6 protein-coding genes and 1 tRNA gene are annotated in these 15,265 nt (G+C 65.6%); 2 read left to right on the top strand and 5 right to left on the bottom strand.

Annotated features, from left to right (window positions below; all coding sequences use genetic code 11):
* Positions 1 to 123: 123 nt before the first annotated feature.
* Complete coding sequence (locus C6P61_RS12640; protein ID WP_105730278.1) at positions 124 to 4,548, top strand: CHASE domain-containing hybrid sensor histidine kinase/response regulator; 4,425 nt, start codon at positions 124 to 126, stop codon at positions 4,546 to 4,548.
* Between the two features lie 60 nt (positions 4,549 to 4,608).
* Here the strand turns inward: C6P61_RS12640 and C6P61_RS12645 are convergent, their stop codons facing one another.
* From C6P61_RS12645 to C6P61_RS12655, 3 genes are all read right to left on the bottom strand, one after another.
* A complete protein-coding gene (locus C6P61_RS12645) occupies positions 4,609 to 7,533 on the bottom strand; it encodes an AMP-binding protein (RefSeq protein WP_105730279.1) in 2,925 nt (974 codons plus the stop codon).
* A gap of 45 nt (positions 7,534 to 7,578) precedes the next feature.
* Positions 7,579 to 8,592: an L-tyrosine/L-tryptophan isonitrile synthase family protein gene (locus C6P61_RS12650; RefSeq protein WP_105730280.1), complete on the bottom strand. Its 1,014-nt coding sequence runs from the start codon at positions 8,590 to 8,592 to the stop codon at positions 7,579 to 7,581.
* Positions 8,593 to 8,908: 316 nt separating this feature from the next.
* Positions 8,909 to 8,999, bottom strand: a tRNA-Ser gene (locus tag C6P61_RS12655).
* 81 nt (positions 9,000 to 9,080) lie between these two features.
* Here C6P61_RS12655 and dinG point away from each other — a divergent pair.
* Positions 9,081 to 11,345, top strand: a complete 2,265-nt coding sequence (gene dinG / locus C6P61_RS12660) for an ATP-dependent DNA helicase DinG (RefSeq protein ID WP_105730281.1) — start codon at positions 9,081 to 9,083, stop codon at positions 11,343 to 11,345.
* Position 11,346: 1 nt separating this feature from the next.
* On the opposite strand, the gene xdhB is transcribed toward dinG, so the two are convergent.
* Complete coding sequence (xdhB, locus tag C6P61_RS12665; protein ID WP_105730282.1) at positions 11,347 to 13,650, bottom strand: xanthine dehydrogenase molybdopterin binding subunit; 2,304 nt, start codon at positions 13,648 to 13,650, stop codon at positions 11,347 to 11,349.
* Entirely contained in the window at positions 13,647 to 15,164 is a 1,518-nt protein-coding gene (xdhA, locus tag C6P61_RS12670) for a xanthine dehydrogenase small subunit (RefSeq protein ID WP_105730283.1), read from the bottom strand. The genes xdhB and xdhA overlap by 4 nt, the downstream gene beginning before the upstream one ends.
* Positions 15,165 to 15,265: the final 101 nt, after the last annotated feature.

The raw sequence follows: 15,265 nt of genomic DNA on the forward strand, positions 1-15,265 counted from the left end.
CCCATCGCAGGCGCTCAGGAAACGGCTTTGCCGACTGTCTCTTCTTCTCGTGAAGGCCGTTCCGGCAGGGGGCGGCGTGCCCCCAACTGGGTCTCATGGCTGGTCCTGGTCATAGGCCTGGCCTTGACCCTGGGCCTGCACGGCTTCAGCCAGCGCTGGATCCGTTCGGCTGGCGAAGCCCGCTTCCTGCTGCGCAGCAGCGAGTTCAAGACCGCCTTGCACACCCATCTGGTTGGCCTGACCCAGGTCTTGCGCGGTGCCCAGGCCTATGCCGGCCAGAACCCGCTGATCAGTCCCGAGGCCTGGCAGCGCATGCGCGACACCCTGCGGCTGGAGGAGAGTTACCCCGGTTTCACCGACCTGATCCACCTGCGCGCCGCCAGTGGCGAGCAGCTGACCGAGCTGATCGAGTCGCAGCGCATGCTGGGCGGGCAGGATTTCGTGCTCAAGCCAGCGGGACAGCGCGATTTCCACGTCGTCGTCACGAATCTGGCGCCTGTCACCGAAAAGAACCGGGTCGCACTCGGCATCGATTCCTGGAACAGTCCCGAGCGGCGCGATGCGCTCGAGCGAGCGCGCGACAGCGGCAATCCCCAGCTCAGCGCCCAGGTCCAGCTGGCGGTGGATCAGGGTCCGGATGCACAGCCAGGTTTTCTGATCTACCAGCCGCTCTATCGCGGCGGCGCGCTGCCGGATACCGTCGAGCAGCGGCGGGCGCTGCTGGTCGGCTTCGTCGGCACCAGCCTGCGCTACCAGGACCTGTTCCGCCAGCTGTTGCCGGCCGCTCGGCAAGCGCTGGCCGTCGAGCTCTACGATGCCGCCGAGGCCGGCACCGGTGGCCGCCAGCTGGCTTTCAGCAGCCAGCCTGTTGCGGATCAAGCCTCGCAGCTCATGCGCCAGCAGCTCGAGTTCGAGATTGGCGGGCGGCGCTGGACCCTGATCTGCAGCGCCAGCGACGACTTCATGCTGCCGATCGAGCAGGCTTATCCGCCGCTGGTGCTGGTGCTGGGCTTGCTGGTGTCGCTGCTGCTGTTTGCCTTGACCCGGGCCCAGATCCAGCAGCGGCTCAGGGCCGAGCGGATGGCCGAGTCGATGAGCCGTTCGGTGTTGTCCACCCGCGACCATCTGGCCTCGATTCTCGAGGCCGTGCCCGACATGCTGCTCGAGATCGATGCCGAAGGCCGGATCACCGAGGCGCGCTCGGCGCGCCAAACCCCGTTCACCACCCCGCCGCCCGAGCTGGTCGGCCAGCATTACGCCCAGGTCTTGCCGCCCGCAGCGGCCGAGGTCATCGCCGCCGGGCTGCAAGCCGCGCGCCTGCACGGCAGCGACTATGGCCGGCGCTACAGCCTGCCCCAGGCCGATGGCGATTGCTGGTACGAGGCTTCGATCGCCTGCGGGCTCAGGGGGCAGGAGCACCAGCCCTACTATGTGCTGCTGTCGCGCGACGTCACCGAACAGGTCCGTCTGGAGCGCGAGCTGCGCCAGCAGCATGCGCGACTCAACACCATTCTCGACAGCGTCGAAGCCTATATCTACATCAAGGGCGCCGACTACCGCTACCAGTACGCCAACCGTCGGACCTGCGCGCTGTTCAAGCGTCCGATCGAACAGATCGTCGGTCACCAGGATGCCGACTTCTTCGAGCCGGCGGTGGCGGACCGGCTCCGCCAGATCGACCGCCGTGTGCTCGAGCAGGGCGAACGGGTCGTGGCCGAGGACTTCAATGTCCTGCAGGACGGCTCGACCTCGACCGACCTGACGATCAAGATTCCGCTGCGCGACGAGCAGGGCCGGGTCTATGCGCTGTGCGGCATTTCGACCGATATCTCGGTGCTCAAGCAGGCCCAGGCCGAGCTCGAGCGCTATCGCCAGCATCTGCAGCAACTGGTCGACGAGCGCACGGTCGAGCTCGCGACCGCGACCCGTGCGCTGAGCCTGGCCAGTGCCGAGCAGCAGGCCGTCTTCAACGCGGCGACTGCAGGCCTGATCTTCGTGAAGGATCATCAGATCCAGCGCTGCAACCGCACCATGGAGCAGATGTTCGGCTACGGGCCGGGCGAGCTGATCGGCCAGGCGCCGCGCATCCTGTATGCCGATGACGCAGCGTTTGCCAACCTGCGCCAGAGGTTCCAGCCCGAGATGATCGAGCACGGCAATTTCCGCAGCGAGCAAGAGCTGGTGCGCAAGGACGGCAGCCGCTTCTGGGCCCGCGTGTCGGCGCAGGTGATCGACCAGGATATCGCGCGCGGCTATGCCGGCATGGTGCAGGACATCACGGCCGAGCGCGAGGCCTTCGAGGCCATGCAGCGCTCGAAGGAAATGGCCGAGGCAAATGCGCGCGCCAAGGCCGATTTCCTGGCCAACATGAGCCACGAGATCCGCACGCCGATGAATGCCGTGATCGGCATGACCCATCTGGTGCTCAAGACCGCGTTGACGCCGCGCCAGCTCGACTACGTGCAGAAGATCCAGACCTCGAGTCAGCACCTGCTCGGGATCATCAACGACATCCTCGACTTTTCCAAGCTCGAGGCCGACAAGATGGGCGTCGAGCGGGCCCATTTCGATCTCGACCAGATGCTCGACAATGTCGCCGCGCTGTTCGCGACCAAGACCGACAGCAAGGGGCTGGAGCTGGTGATGGATGTCGGGTCGGATGTCCCGCGCGACCTGATCGGTGACCCGCTGCGCATCGGTCAGGTGCTGATCAACTATGCCAACAACGCGGTCAAGTTCACCGAGCAGGGCACGATCACGATCCGCGTCGCGCTCGAACCGGGGCAGGAGCCGGAACCGGCCGACGAGCTGCTGCTGCGCTTCTCGGTCCAGGACACCGGCATCGGCATCTCGCCCGAGCAATGCGCGCTGTTGTTCCAGAGTTTCCAGCAGGCCGACAGTTCGACCACGCGCAAGTACGGCGGCACCGGCCTGGGCCTGGTGATCTCCAAGCGGCTGGCCGAGCTGATGGGCGGCCAGGTCGGGGTCAATAGCGAGCCGGGGCGGGGATCGACCTTCTGGTTCACGGCCCGGCTCGGCCGGGGTGTCGACCAGCCCAGGCGCTGGCTGGCGCAACCCGATCTGCAGGGCCGACGCATCCTGGTGGTCGATGACAACGACCCGGCGCGCGAGGTGATGGGCGAGATGCTGCGCTCGATGGGGTTTGCGGTCAACGCGGTCGCTTCCGGCGCGCTGGCATTGGCCGAGCTGAGCCGGGCCGCCGAGGCCGACCAACCCTACGAGGTGGTTTTTCTCGACTGGAAGATGCCCGGCATGGACGGCGTGACCGTGGCGCGCAAGATCGCTACCTTGCCGCTGCCCAGGCGACCGCTGGTGCTGATGGTCACGGCCTATGACCGCGGCGAGCTGCTCGAGCTGTCCGAGGATGTCGGCATCAGCGATGTGCTGGTCAAGCCGGTGACCCCTTCGGTCCTGTTCGACACCGTGATGCGCCTGCTCGGCGCCGAACTCGACGAGTTTCCCCCGCTGCCGCGCTCCGAACGTGGTCTGCAGGCGGACACCACGCCCTTGCAGGGCGCCAGGGCCTTGCTGGTGGAGGACAACGAGATCAACCAGGAAGTCGCGATCGAGCTGCTGCGCGAGCTCGGTCTGTGGGTCGACCTGGCACCCGACGGCGCAGTGGCCCTGGAGCGGGTGCAGCAAAACAGCTATGACGTCGTGCTGATGGACATGCAGATGCCGGTCATGGACGGCTTGACTGCCACCCGCGAGATCCGCCAGCTGTCCTGGTTGCAGGAGCTGCCGATCCTGGCCATGACCGCCAATGCGATGACGGGCGACCGGGAGCGCTGCCTTGAGGCCGGCATGAACGACTACATCGCCAAGCCGATTGACCCCAAGGATCTGGCGGCCAAGCTGCTGCGCTGGGTCAAGCCCAGCCGGTCGCGTGCGCGGCGTCCGTCCCGACGTAACCGAAGCATGGCTCGTACAGCATTGAAGCCGGGGGCTTCACTTGAGGGCATCGCGGGGCTCGACGCGGAGCTGGGCCTGAGCCAGGTGCTCGGGCGCGAGCCGCTCTATCACCACCTGCTGGCCCGGTTTGCCTCGGACCAGGCCGCAACGCCCGCCCGCCTGGCCGAGGCGATTGCTGCTGCCGACTGGGGTCAGGCCGAGCGGCTGATGCACACGCTCAAGGGGGTGTCGGCTCAGATTGGCGCGCTCGAGTTGCGTGAAATGGCCGAGCGGCTCGAGCAGGCCCTGCGCGAGCGTGCGCCACAGGACGTCATCGACCTGCTGCAGGCCGGCATTGCCCGGGCTCTGGCGCCGCTGGTCGAGGCGATCAGCCAGCGACTGCCGCAGGAGATGGCGAACGGCAATGCAGTCGCCCTCGATCCGCAGCAATGGGCCCGGCTGCGCGAGCGGCTGATCGGACTGCTCGAGCAGGCCGACACCGAAAGCCTGACGCTGTTCGAGTCCAACCGGAACTTGCTGCAGTCTGCGCTGGGCCCGCATTACGAGCCGCTGGCCAAGGCGCTGGACAACTTCGATTTCGAGCAGGCGCTGGTGACGATCAGGCAGGCGGGGTGAATGCCTTGTCTGCCGTGGGCAGTGGTTTCCTGGGCTGGCGTTGATGGCCGCGGCTTGGAATCAGCGAGTTGATCGTTTGCTGAGACGACTCGAACGCGCGTTGACCACTGCCTTGACCAGATCGACGAAGAGGTGCGCGAGGTTCAATGGGCTCAGTCCGGAGTTTGGCCCCGTTCCCGATATGTTGGAAAAAGCCATGTGATGCGCTGCGAGCATTCTTTCCAGTGCTGCAACGCTTCTTAGTCTGCCAAATGGAGAGAATCCAGGACACAAGCCTGATGGCTGGCGACGAAGTCGTGATTTCGCCAGCTGCAAGATGAGAGAGTCGGGGTGTTGCAACAAGAGCTCGGAAACCAAGGTCGACGCTGGCTCGGTTCGACAGTCCCGTAGCGTCAGCTGTAGCAAGGCGCCTAGATGGCCCTTGCCCAGGTCTGGATGCTTGACTAGCTTGTTGAGCTGGCTGATGTTGCCGCAAGCCGCTTGATGAAGCATCTGGTAGATTTCTGCTCCGACCGTTTGGGGGGTGCTCGAGCTTGTCGCTTGCCTGCTGGCAGGGGAAATTTCGCTCAAGTAGGATTCGACGGCTGGAGCCGCCAGCGCCAATACCTCGCTGCGCGACATCTCCGAATGGTCGACCGTGGGAATGTCGAACGTGAACTGGAGATTGTCCTCCGGCATCCAGGCATGGGCGTTTCCTCTGCCGATCTCGAGTTGAGCCAGACAGGTTCTCCGGACATGGATCACGGCTGGCATCCGCTCCGCTGGGCTTGCTGCCAGCAGGCGGCGAAGGTCGCGGTGGCCATAGGCTGGCAGGCGATGCAGGGGCGAGGAGTCGGACATCAGGACATAGTCGGGAGCGCAACCGGCTGCTGCCAGCAGGCGGCCAACCAGCCAGGCAACGCTGCCTCCGGCCGAATATCCGAAGATGATCCTGGGCCGAGGCAAGGCGCCGGCCTTTATCTGGTTGGCGATCTCGATGGCGGTCTTCCACCAGCTGTTGCCTTGAAGGATGTTGCCGCCAGGCAGGCTGATATCGGCCGCCCACAAGTCATGCCCTGAAAACAGCCCGGCCCTGGCAAAGGGTACGGCGATTGCCGACCCACCCCATCCCGGAACAGCCAAGGCTACCCCTTTCGATGCCGTGCTGCTTGGCCATACCAGCCTGAATCTCAGTCCCTGGTGCTTTTCAGTCACAGGTGCTGGATTGTCAATTCCAATCAACCGGGCCAGATGGTAAAGACTTGCATCGACCAGGAATTCATCGACGGAAAAGCTTTTCTTGAAGCTTTTCTCGACATGCAGCATCAACTGCATCAGCTTGAGTGAATCTCCGCCCAATGCCACGAAATCGCTGGGGTGTTGGTGTGCGCCCGGCCATAGCACGACATCCCAAAGATGGCAGAGGTGTTCGTAGGCGTTCTTGCCTTCATGCTTGTCGCCGTTGATTGCTTCGTGCCTGGGGATGCGGGTGGTCAAGGCCTTGTAGTCCACCTTGCCTCCTGCCAGCAGAGGAATTGTCTCGATGACCTCGATCCCCACTGGTACCATGAAGTCTGGCAAGCGATGCGCGAGCCATTTTCTGGGATCTTCGTGGCAGATTTCGTTCCTTGTGATGAAACCGTAAAGTTGTGAGTTGCCGGATTCCTTGTGCTCGATGACCGCTGCGCCGGTCACTCCGGGAATGCTGCGTAAATGGTTTTCTACCTCGCTCAAGTAGACTCTTTGCCCTCTGATCTTGGCCATTCTTCCGATTCGACCCATATGTAGCAACTGGCCGTCTGGCAGGCGCCTGACAAGGTCTCCGGTAGCGTAGAGGCGTTCCGGGCTGCCTGGAGCGAAAAGCGGGAAGCGCTCCGAATCAATGCCGCCCAGCTTCCAGTCGCCAAGCGCCTGGTAGGAAGATCGAATCAGGAGCTCGCCCGTGTCGGTATCGGTACTCCCCTCGTCGATTGGCCGCAAGGCATAGGCGGAAAACGGGTAGATCTGACCCATGGGAACCGTTGCTCCCACTGGCTCGGTGTCGTCGCAGTGGCAAATGAACAAGGCACTTTCTGTGCTGCCGTAGACATTTTGAATCAGGCAGTTCGGATTCAAGACTTTTCGCGCCAGTTCGAGGTCCGACGTGAGCAACGGTTCACCCGAAAAGCGAACGGCATCCAGGCAACCTAGTATGTCTCTGGCATCAGGCAGGATGGCAAAATTGCGGAACATCGATGGCGTGAACCTGACATGCCTGGCCTCCAGGCGCAGGATGGCATCGCTCGCGGCGGAAAACCCCCATTTCTTGATGTCGGCAAGACAAAGCGTTCCGCCGGATAACAGGAAGACCATCGCATGATGAAGGAAGCCATAGTTGCCGTGTGATCCTGCAATCAACACTCTTGCTCCCAAGGGCACCTGCATCAGGGCGATGGAGGCTTGTACCTTGGCTTGCAGGGTAGCGGCCGAATAGGTGACCAACTTGGGGCTACCGGTGGAGCCCGAAGTCGGAAATATCATGGCGGGCTCCTCGGCACCCAAGACCTCGCCAAGGTTCAGCTCGCTTGATCGGCCATCGGAAACCATGGTTCTGACCGCCAGCCCGCTGGGCAAGCCTGTCAGTGTCAAGCCATCACACAGCAGCAGGGTGCAGGCGGCTGATTCAATCAGCTCCAGCAAGCGATGGGGTGGGTGCCCGGGTTCGAGCAGCAGGAAAGGCCTTCCGGCCATTGCGCAGGCAAACCAGGCGGCTACCGCATCAAATCCTACCGATTGCAGCAGCGCTACCGGGCCCGGAGCTGAACCGGAGGCTTGAATCTCCTGCGCAAGACCGGCTGCGCGGCAGGCCAGGTCCTGAAAACTGAAGTGCTGGGTCTCATGCAGAACTGCGGTCTGCTCTGGCCAAAGCCGACAGGCTCTGGCCAATGCCAATGGCAGCGCTTCATGGACTCTGTCAGCATCGGGCTTGGCAAACGGTGTCTCATGCCAGACAAGGTTTTCTTGCATCTTGATCGAGTTTTTCGGCCTTGAGCTGAGGGGGGCGTCTGGTTGTCAGGCCAGCGGGAGCGACCAGTTGATTGTCTGGATCTTGTAGTGGCTGTAGGTTTCAGCCGAGATGAGCTTGGGAACCCAGGTCTGGTCGACTTCCTGAAATCCCAGCGAGCCGTTTTGCGCCCGTATGGCCCCGCCTGGAAAAGCACGAAAGGAAAGCATTCCCGAACTTGCGACCTGTCGCAGCAGGAGGGCATGATCCCGCGTGACCAGCGGCACCAAGTCCTTGGCCCATTCAGTCTCGGCTATCTGGTAAAGCCATGCCCGGTAACTGGCCTCCTGCTCAGAACAGGGCCGCCCAAGGAATCGTTCGACGATCGAATGTTCCTTCTGGCTTATTTTCGGTAGCGTCCTGTATCCAGGCTTTGATTGGCTGCTGCTGAAATCGGCCACTTCAGATTGCAGCAGTACACGAATGAATCGGCTGGCGCCAAGCGACTCGATGATGTTTCGAAGTTCCTTGGCATAGCGACTGGTTTCTTCCAAGGATATGTCGTTGACGTAGGCTGCCACGCCATTGTTCAATACGATGACGAAATCAATGCCTGGTGCATACTTCTGCTTGATTCTCGCCTGCAGTAGCGAGATCTGGCGCAGCAGCATCAGTTCTGTTTGATCCGGATAAAAAATCGGAGTGGGGTCTTGCGGAAAAGGTGAGGCCCGGTAGCCTCCGTTGTACAGGAAGTACAACGTCAAGGGTCGCATGGCGTCGATCTGTGATTGCAAGCCCTGGCGAAAACCAGGCAGTACGGCACTGAGTCGGCCACGTGATTGGTGGTTGAAGCTTTTGTGCAAGAAAATGGCGGTCAATTCCTCCGACAAGGACTCGCTATCCCGTGCGGTCCTGTCGGGCAGGTCGACCCTGACGGGTTCTACGCAGGCTGCACGTATGGAGTTCACTGTGGCGTCAAGCCACTGCACCAGTCGTTCCTGTGTCGCGATGTCAGCCTTCGCATGAGCGCCCCCCTGTTTCAAGTCTGACGGCGGGAGCGGCAATATGATGGTCGTTGACATGACTTTGGGGCAAGGTTGCTGTGAGCTTGGTGAGTCGCTGTCATTGCGCAATTGGCGGACTCGCGCATGATCGGCCGCAGATCGCCAGTTGGCAGCAACAGGCAGGGAACAGTCGCGATCGCACTCTGGGCGGCAGTCAGGGGGACTCAACTTGCCTAGGCGGTAGGGTGGTACTGCAGGGGTCTGCCGGATTTTTCACTTGTGCAGCATTGCTTAGCTGATGTTGTGATGTCCAGCCAGTTCGCTTATCGAGGTCGTGGCAACCTTGATTTCTGCCCGCGTAATAGCCCAATGGGATCTGTCAACTTGGGCCAGATGGCGGAAACGGTGAGATTCGAACTCACGGAGGGGTATCAGCCCTCGGCGCTTTTCAAGAGCGCTGCCTTAAACCGCTCGGCCACGTTTCCTTGCACCAGACGACCGCGAGGGTCGATGCAGTGGCCATTGTAAGGCCTGCCAGGCCGGTTTTCGTGCCACACTCCCGCCCCATGTCCAAGGTAGAAATGGCGCGCTCGGCGCTGCAGGTGTTCGATCAGGTGGTGGCGGCCAGCGGGCTGCGGGTGCGCGAGGGTCAGCGCTTGATGGCCGAGCAGGTCGCGCTGACCTTCAGCGAGGCCGATCTCGGCAAGCCGCCCGAGGACGAGGATGGCCCGATCGAGGCGCTCGAGCCGCAGCGCTCGATCGCGGTGATCCAGGCCGGCACCGGGGTCGGCAAGTCGCTGGCTTACAGCGTGCCGGCGATCGCGCTGGCGCTGGCGCGCAACACGCGCGTGATGATCTCGACCGCCACCGTCGCCTTGCAGGAGCAGCTGGTCGCCAAGGACCTGCCGGCGCTGGCCAACAGCCTGCCGCAGCCGTTCCGCTTTGCGCTGGCCAAGGGGCGTGGGCGCTATGTCTGCAAGCTCAAGCTCGACCGCTGGTCCTCCGGCAGCGACGGGGGCGATGGCGATGCGGCCTGGGATGCCGAGGATGACCTGTTCGCCGAGGAGGCGCGGCCTACCAGTGCCGGGCGCAGCGTGAGCTTGGCGCAGGAACAGGTCGAGCGCCAGACTTTCTATCAGGACCTGCAGCGCCAGCTCGAGCGCGGACGCTGGGACGGTGACCGCGACCAGCTCGAGCAGCCGCCCGAAGCGGCCTGGTGGGCGGCGGTCGCAGCCGAGGGCAGTTCCTGCACCGCGCGTCATTGCCCGGCCTACGACCAGTGCAGCTATTACGCCGCGCGCAAGAGCCTGGTCGGCGCGCAGGTGATCGTGGTCAACCATGACCTGTTGCTGTCCTCGCTCGGTTCGCGCCTGCTGCCCGAGCTCGACAACTGCCTGCTGGTGCTCGACGAGGCGCATCACCTGCCCGGCATCGCGCTGGACCAGTTCGCCAGCAGCATGGACCTGAGCCGGCTCAAATGGATCGACAAGCTGGCCAGCCAGGCGGTGCGCACCGGCGGCCTGCTGGCGGTGTCCGAGGTGGCCGAGATTCCGCGTATCTCAGCCCAGCTGCGCCAGCTGATGCTGGATCTGGCGCGCCTGGTCATGCATCACCATGGCGCGGCCTTGAAAGGCGAGGAGGCGCCGGCCTTTGGCAGCCGGCGCGCCGGTGCCGGCGGGCTGGCGAACCAGCCCGGGCGCTACCGCGTGCCGCGCGGACAGCTGCACCCGGAGCTGATCGAGCCGCTGGCCCAGCTCTCGCACCAGGCGCAGGAATTCCTCGATGCGCTGCGTGCGGTCAGCAAGGCGCTGCGCGCCGAGATCAAGGCACAGCCCGACCAGGCCAAGCGCCTGTCGCAGCTCTATGCCCAGCTCGGCACGCTGGCGCCCCGGCTCGAGGCGGTCGCCGCTACGACCCAGCTGATGCTGCAGGACCCCGCCGAGGGGACTGCGCCAGCGGCCAAGTGGTTCACGCTCGCGACCCAGGGCGACTACATCGTGCTGCAGGCGCATGCCAGCCCGACCCTGCCGGGCGCGACGCTGCGCCAGCATCTGTGGTCGGTGGTGCGTGGCGCGGTGCTGACCTCGGCCACGCTGACCAGCCTGGGGCGCTTCGACTTCTTCCTCAAGGAGGTCGGCCTGTTCGGCGACCCTTGCGCGCTGGCGCTCGAAGTCCAGAGCCCGTTTGATTTCGCGCGCCAGGGCCGGCTGGTGCTGGTCGATGATCTGCCAGACCCGAAGGAAGTGACCGTCTACAACGCGGCCATGGTGCAGGCGCTGCTGCGCGACCTGCAGCAGGTCGAGCATGGCGCGCTGGTGCTGTTCACTTCGCGCGCGCAGCTGCGGCTGGCCGAGGAGTCGCTGCCCGAGTCGCTGCGCGAGATCGTGCTGGTGCAGACCGCGCTGCCACGCTGGCAGCTGCTGTCGCGCCACCGCGAGCGGGTCGCTGCCGGCCAGCCGTCGGTGATCTTCGGCATGCAGTCCTTCGGCGAGGGGCTGGACCTGCCGGGGCCGCTGTGCGAGGACCTGTTCATCACCAAGCTGCCGTTCGCGCCACCCGACGATCCGGTCGGCGAGGCGCGCGCCGAATGGCTGCGCCAGGTCGGGCGCGACCCGTTCACCGAGCTGGTGGTGCCGGCGACCGCGATCCGGCTTGCGCAGTGGGTGGGCCGTGCGATCCGCACCGAGGAAGATGAGGCCCATGTGACCTGCTACGACCGCCGGCTGTCGCGCACCAGCTATGGCCAGCGCCTGCTGCAGGGACTGCCGCCGTTCACGCGCATCACCCGGGGTGGGCCGAGTGGGCCGGGCGGGCCGGCGCGCGGGGCCTGATTCAATCCAGCCCGCCCAGCGCCCGCAGCAGCCGCTCCGGTGTCGCTGGCGCATCGAGCTGCACCGGCTGTCCGTCGCCACGCGCTTGGGCCACCGCGTCGCGCAGCGCCTCCCAGACGCTGATGGCCAGCATGAAGGGGGGTTCGCCGACCGCCTTGCTGCCGTAGACATTGTCTTCGCGGTTGGCTTCGGGCCAGAGTTCGATCCGGAACTCGGCCGGCAGGTCGCCCGCGCTCGGGATCTTGTAGCTGCTCGGGCCGTGGGTCAGCAGCCGGCCCTGCGCGTCCCAGACCAGTTCCTCGCTGGTCAGCCAGCCCATGCCCTGGATGAAGCCGCCTTCGATCTGGCCGATGTCGAGCGCCGGGTTGATGCTGCGCCCGACGTCGTGCAGGATGTCGACCGCCAGCACCCGGCTCTCGCCGGTCAGCAAGTCGATGGCGACCTCGGTGCAGGCGGCGCCATAGGCGAAATAGTAGAACGGACGCCCGGTCAGCGTGCGCGGGTCGTAGTGGATCTTGGGCGTGCGGTAGTAGCCGTCGCTCCAGAGCTGGATGCGGGCCGAATAGGCGGCGGCCACGACTTCTTTCCAGGCACGGCTGACCTTGGGGCTCACGACCTGGGCCTGCTCGAAACGCACCTCGGCGGCGCTGCAGCCGTCCTGCTCGGCGACGAACTGGGCCAGTCGCTCGCGCACCTGGATGGCGGCGAGCTGCGCGGCGCGGCCGTTCAGGTCGGTGCCGGTCGAGGCGGCGGTGGCCGAGGCATTGGGCACCCGGGCCGTGTCGCTCGCACTCACGCGCACGCAAGGCAGCGGCAGGCCCAGCGCCTGGGCGACGATCTGCGCGACCTTGGTGTGCAGGCCCTGGCCCATCTCGGTGCCGCCGTGGTTCAGCAGCACGCTGCCGTCGGTGTAGACATGGACCAGCGCACCGGCCTGGTTGAGCTGGGTCGCGGTGAAGCTGATGCCGAACTTGACTGGCGTCAGCGCCAGTCCGCGCTTGATGACCGGGTTGGTGGCGTTCCAGTGCACGATCGCGGCGCGCCGCTCAAGGTAGCGCGCGCTCTGTGCCAAGTTGTCGATCAGCGGCGCCAGGATGTTGTCTTCCAGCGGCATGCCGTAGTGCGTGACGTGGCGCTCCTGGGTGCCGTAGAGGTTGAGCCGCCGCACCTCGAGCGGGTCTTGTCCGAGCCGGCGCGCGATCTCGCCCATGATGGTCTCGATCACGAGCATGCCCTGCGGTCCGCCGAAGCCACGAAAGGCGGTGCTGCTTTGCTTGTGGGTGCGGCAGCGCCAGCTGTGGATCGCGACATGCTCTAGGAAATAGGCGTTGTCGCTGTGAAACACCGCGCGGTCGCAGATCGGGACTGACAGGTCGGCCGAGAAGCCACAGTCGGCCAGCTCGGTCAGCTCGAGCGCCAGCAGCCGGCCCTGGTCGTCGAAGCCGGCCTCCCAGTCGAAGCTGAAGGCGTGGCGCTTGCCGGTGATCAGGAAGTCGTCGTCGCGGTCCAGCCTGAGCTTGACCGGGCGGGCGAACTTGTGCGCCGCCAGCGCGGCCCAGATCGCGACCTGACTGGCCTGGGTTTCCTTGCCGCCGAAGCCGCCGCCCATGCGCCGGCACACCACCTGGACATCATGGTTGCACAGGCCCAGCGCGCTGGCGACGGCGTGCTGCACCTCGCCCGGATGCTGGGTGCTGGCATGCACCAGCCACTGGCCCTGCTCCTGCGGCAGCGCGTAGGCGACCTGGCCTTCGAGGTAGAAATGCTCCTGTGCGCCGCTCTCGAGCGAGCCTGTCAAGCGGTGCGGTGCCTGCTCCAGCGCGGTGGCCACGTCGCCGCGCGCCAGATGCACCGGCGGCGCGACATAGTGACTGGCGGCATGGGCGGCGCGTGCCGACAGCAGCGCCGGCAGCGCTTCGGTCCGCAGCTGGACCAGCCGCGCTGCGCGCCGGGCGGTCTCGCGGTCCGTCGCCACCGCCAGGCCGATCACCTGGCCGGCGTAGAGCAGTTCGTCCTGCGCCAGCAGTGGCTCGTCCTGGGCCGAGGTCGGCAGCAGGGGATGACCCGGGATGTCGGCCGCCAGCACCAGGCCGCGCAGGCCGGGCAGCGCCAGCGCGGCGGCCGTATCGAGTCCGAGCAGGCGCCCATGCGCCAGCGGCGACAGGATCGGAGCGGCGTGCAGCGTACCGGCCAGCTCGGGCAGGTCGTCGATGAAGGGGGCCGCACCCGTGACATGGGCGCGGGCGCTCTCGTGCGGCAGGGCTTGGCCGCAGGCGCCGCTCGGTGGCAGGGCAGGGTGGTTCATGGCCGCAGCTCCGTCTCGGTCCGGGGGCTGATCGGCTCCAGCGCCTGCAGGCCGGTGGCGTAGGGCAGGGCGCTGCCCTGGCTTTCGAGCCAGCTGCGCCAGAGCAGCTGACCCAGCAGCTGGCGCCGGTAGCTGGCGCTGGCGCGCAGGTCCGACAGCGGCTCGAACTCGCTTTCGATTGTCTTCATGGCTTGCTGCACCGTGGCAACGCTCCAGGGCTGGCCGGTCAGCACCGCTTCGGTGCGTGTGGCCCGCACTGGCGTTGCCGCGATACCCCCGACGCCGATCGCCGCTGCCAGCACCTGGCCGTTGTCGAGTTGCAGCGACAGCGCGAGGCAGACGGTCGAGATGTCGTCCTCGTGCCGCTTCGATACCTTGTAGGCCCGGGTCCAGCCGCTGTCGGCGGGCTGCTCCGGACAGGGAATCTCGATCCTTTCGATCAGTTCGTCCGCGCCGAGTCGATTGCGGCGGTAGCCGGTGTAGAAGTCCTCCAGCGCGAGGTGGCGCTCGGCCGCAGTCTGGCGATCCGGGTCCCAGCGCAGCAGCTGCAGGCGCGCGCGCAGCGCGATCAGCAGCGGCATCGAGTCGCCGATCGGCGAGCCGTTGGCGATGTTGCCGCCCAGCGTGCCCGATTGGCGGACCGGCAGGCCGGCAAAGCGCTGTGCGAATTCCGCCAGCGTGGGCCATTGCTGCACCAGTGCGGCAAAGGCATCCTCGAGCGTGACGGCCGCGCCGATGCCGAGCCAGCCGGGTTGGCGCTCGATGCGTCCGAGTTCCTCGACGCGCGTCAGGTCGAGCAGCCGGGCTTGCGGTTGCAGCCCCTTGGTGATCGACAGCCCGAGGTCGGTCGCGCCGGCCACCAGCCTGGCCTCGGGCCAGCGCGCGCGCGCCTGCAGCAGCGCTGCCAGCGTGGTCGGTGCCGGGGCGATCTGTCCCAGCAGCGCCAGCAGGGCGGCCTGATCGACCCGTGCCGGCGGCAGTCGCGCCATCGACTGCGCCGCGTCGAGGATAGTCCGGTAGCCAGTGCAGCGGCACAGATTGCCCGACAGGTCGGCCTGCGTGGCCTCGCGTGTCACCGTCTCGCCTGCCATGACCCGGTTCTGGTATTGCGCGAACAGGCTCATCACGAAACCCGGCGTGCAAAAGCCGCATTGCGAGCCATGCTGCTCGAGCATGGCCTGCTGCGCCGGGTGCAGCTGGGCCCCGCCGAGGTCGAGCAGCGGGTCTTGCGTCAGGTCGGCGGCGGTCCAGAGCGCGCTGCCATCGACCGAATGCGCCAGCCGCAGGCAGCTGTTGATGGCACGCCAGCGCAGCCCGTCGCCCTCAGCCTGTGCCAGCACCACGGTGCAGGCGCCGCAGTCGCCCGAGTTGCAGCCTTCCTTGACGGCAGGCTGCCCCAGGTCCTCGCGCAGCAGCGCCAACAGGGTGCGCTCGGGCGCGACGCGCTCGACGTTCACGATCGCGCCGCGCTGGACAAAGCGCAGCGGCTGGATGGGGGGGTGATCGGATGGCATCAGGCGGTGGGCAGTTGGGTTCAACCGAGTTGCAACATTTGTGCCATCGTATCTGCGTCAGAACCGCGAGGGAATGCCCGGCTGGCCTTAACATCGGGGCT

Origin of the sequence: Malikia spinosa, assembly GCF_002980625.1 — a bacterium.
GTDB lineage: Bacteria > Pseudomonadota > Gammaproteobacteria > Burkholderiales > Burkholderiaceae_C > Malikia > Malikia spinosa.

What these genes read in the sequence shown, in the direction of transcription:
- C6P61_RS12650 (WP_105730280.1), bottom strand. Translation starts at nt 8,592, where the DNA reads ATGTCAACGACCATCATATTGCCGCTCCCGCCGTCAGACTTGAAACAG.
- xdhB (WP_105730282.1), bottom strand. Translation starts at nt 13,650, where the DNA reads ATGAACCACCCTGCCCTGCCACCGAGCGGCGCCTGCGGCCAAGCCCTG.
- xdhA (WP_105730283.1), bottom strand. Translation starts at nt 15,164, where the DNA reads ATGCCATCCGATCACCCCCCCATCCAGCCGCTGCGCTTTGTCCAGCGC.
- dinG (WP_105730281.1), top strand. Translation starts at nt 9,081, where the DNA reads ATGTCCAAGGTAGAAATGGCGCGCTCGGCGCTGCAGGTGTTCGATCAG.
- C6P61_RS12645 (WP_105730279.1), bottom strand. Translation starts at nt 7,533, where the DNA reads ATGCAAGAAAACCTTGTCTGGCATGAGACACCGTTTGCCAAGCCCGAT.